This is a genomic window from Streptomyces musisoli (genome assembly GCF_016741855.1).
GTDB classification, from domain to species: Bacteria; Actinomycetota; Actinomycetes; order Streptomycetales; family Streptomycetaceae; genus Streptomyces; species Streptomyces musisoli.
Map to the genome: position 1 here is coordinate 1 of NZ_JAERRH010000074.1, position 1,625 is coordinate 1,625.

Consider the following 1,625-nt stretch of genomic DNA (forward strand, 5'->3'; position numbering starts at 1 on the left):
TGGCATGCTCGGTCAGCGTCGAACATCGTGCTGGATCGGGTGAGCCGGCGGACTTCGAGGTATGAAGGAAGGGCCTCTTGGTATCTCGCGGTTGTTGAGTCCAGCGAGAAGCAAGAGGCCCTGTTGTCGAAGTGTCGCGTGGTCGTGGCTGGCGGGTCCAGTCCGGCCACTCCTGGGTGTGACTGTCTCGCCCACAGGTTCGGGAATGCGGCCGACCGGCCGGGGCGCCGGCCTCGGTACGGCTCGGACATGAGCGACGCCGAGTGGGCTCTGGTGCGGGATCTGCTGCCGGTTCCGGGCTGGCTGGCGGGCCGGGGCGGCCGTCCGGAGGGCTACTGCCACCGGCAGATGATCGACGCCGTGCGCTACCTCGTCGACAACGGCATCAAGTGGCGGGCGATGCCCTGCGACTTCCCGCCCTGGCCGCGGGTGTATGCCTTCTTCGCCCGCTGGCGGGACGCGGGGCTGGTGACCGAGCTGCACGATCGGCTGCGTGAGAGCGTCCGCCGGACCGTGGGACGCAGCCCGGAGCCGAGCGCGGCGGTCGTGGACTCGCAGTCGGTGAAGGCGGACGCCACCGTCGCCCACACCTCACGCGGGTTCGACGCAGGCAAGAGGATCAACGGGCGCAAGCGGCACCTGCTCACCGACACCCTCGGGCTCCTGCTGGCCGTGCTGGTCACGCCGGCCTCCACGACCGACCGGGACGCCGCCCGCATCCTGCTGCCCGCAGCGAAGAATCACTTCCGGCGGCTGGCGCGCATCTGGGCCGACGGCGGCTACACCGGCCACCTCACCGACTGGACCACCCAGCACCTCGGCGTCGTCCTCGACATCGTCCGCCGCAGCGACGACGTCCAGGGATTCCAGGTCCTGCCTCGCCGCTGGGTCGTCGAAAGATCCTTCGCCTGGCTCCTGCGCAGCCGACGCCTGGTCCGTGACTACGAGCGACGCACCGAGACCAGCGAAGCCGTCGTCCTGTGGTCGATGACCATGCTCATGAGCCGCCGTCTGGCCGTCCGGCACCAGGAACCTGTTCCGGTGCCGGCGCAATGAACCTGCCCGGCTTCACCTCGACCAGCCAGCCACGTTCCACCAGCCGTTTCAGCCGGGCCCTGGCTCCCTCGACGCGGGAGGCGGAGGCGCTGTCCCAGCCCAGCACCACCGCTGCACGGCGGGCACCCAGCCCGTCTCCTCCCGCTTCCACCGCAGCGGCCATCAACGCCTGGTAATCCGGCGACAACTCGTCGGCCGCTGCGGCGTTCTGCCGGTGAGGCACCGCCCGGCGCGGCCCCACCGGCTTCCGCTGCGACACCCTGCCTGTTCCTTCGGCGGGCTCATCCGCCTCGGCCAGTGCCTCCAGATACTGCTCCAGGCCGATCACCCGGCGGCTGAGTGCCTCTTCCGCATCCGCCAGAGCCACCCGCACCCGCTCCAGCTCGGCTTCGAGTTCCTCCACGCGCACTGCCGCGGCCTTCCGCCGCGCTTCCAGCACCGCCCGCATCGACGGCATCCGCCACACCCCCACGACACCTCGGCCGACAACAAGCCGAGACTCCCGCGACAGCGGCCATCTCATGCCTGACCAGCGAGAACCACACACGAGGTTCGGAAAGAGAACGACC

At 70.2% G+C, this 1,625-nt stretch carries 2 protein-coding genes; one reads left to right on the forward strand and one right to left on the reverse strand.

Annotated elements, in window-relative coordinates:
• Nucleotides 1-249: 249 nt before the first annotated feature.
• Nucleotides 250-1,056 carry an IS5 family transposase gene (locus tag JK361_RS40470; protein WP_236054673.1) on the forward strand — a complete coding sequence of 269 codons (807 nt, stop codon included), beginning with the start codon at nucleotides 250-252 and terminating at the stop codon, nucleotides 1,054-1,056.
• Here the strand turns inward: JK361_RS40470 and JK361_RS40475 are convergent.
• Nucleotides 998-1,625 (reverse strand): hypothetical protein (locus JK361_RS40475; protein WP_236054674.1); only part of this gene is annotated, 628 nt, incomplete at its 5' end. The two genes, JK361_RS40470 and JK361_RS40475, sit on opposite strands and share 59 nt — an antisense overlap.

Bases quoted from the DNA above. Each gene is read 5' to 3' on its own strand.
- JK361_RS40470 (WP_236054673.1), top strand. From the start codon at position 250: ATGAGCGACGCCGAGTGGGCTCTGGTGCGGGATCTGCTGCCGGTTCCG.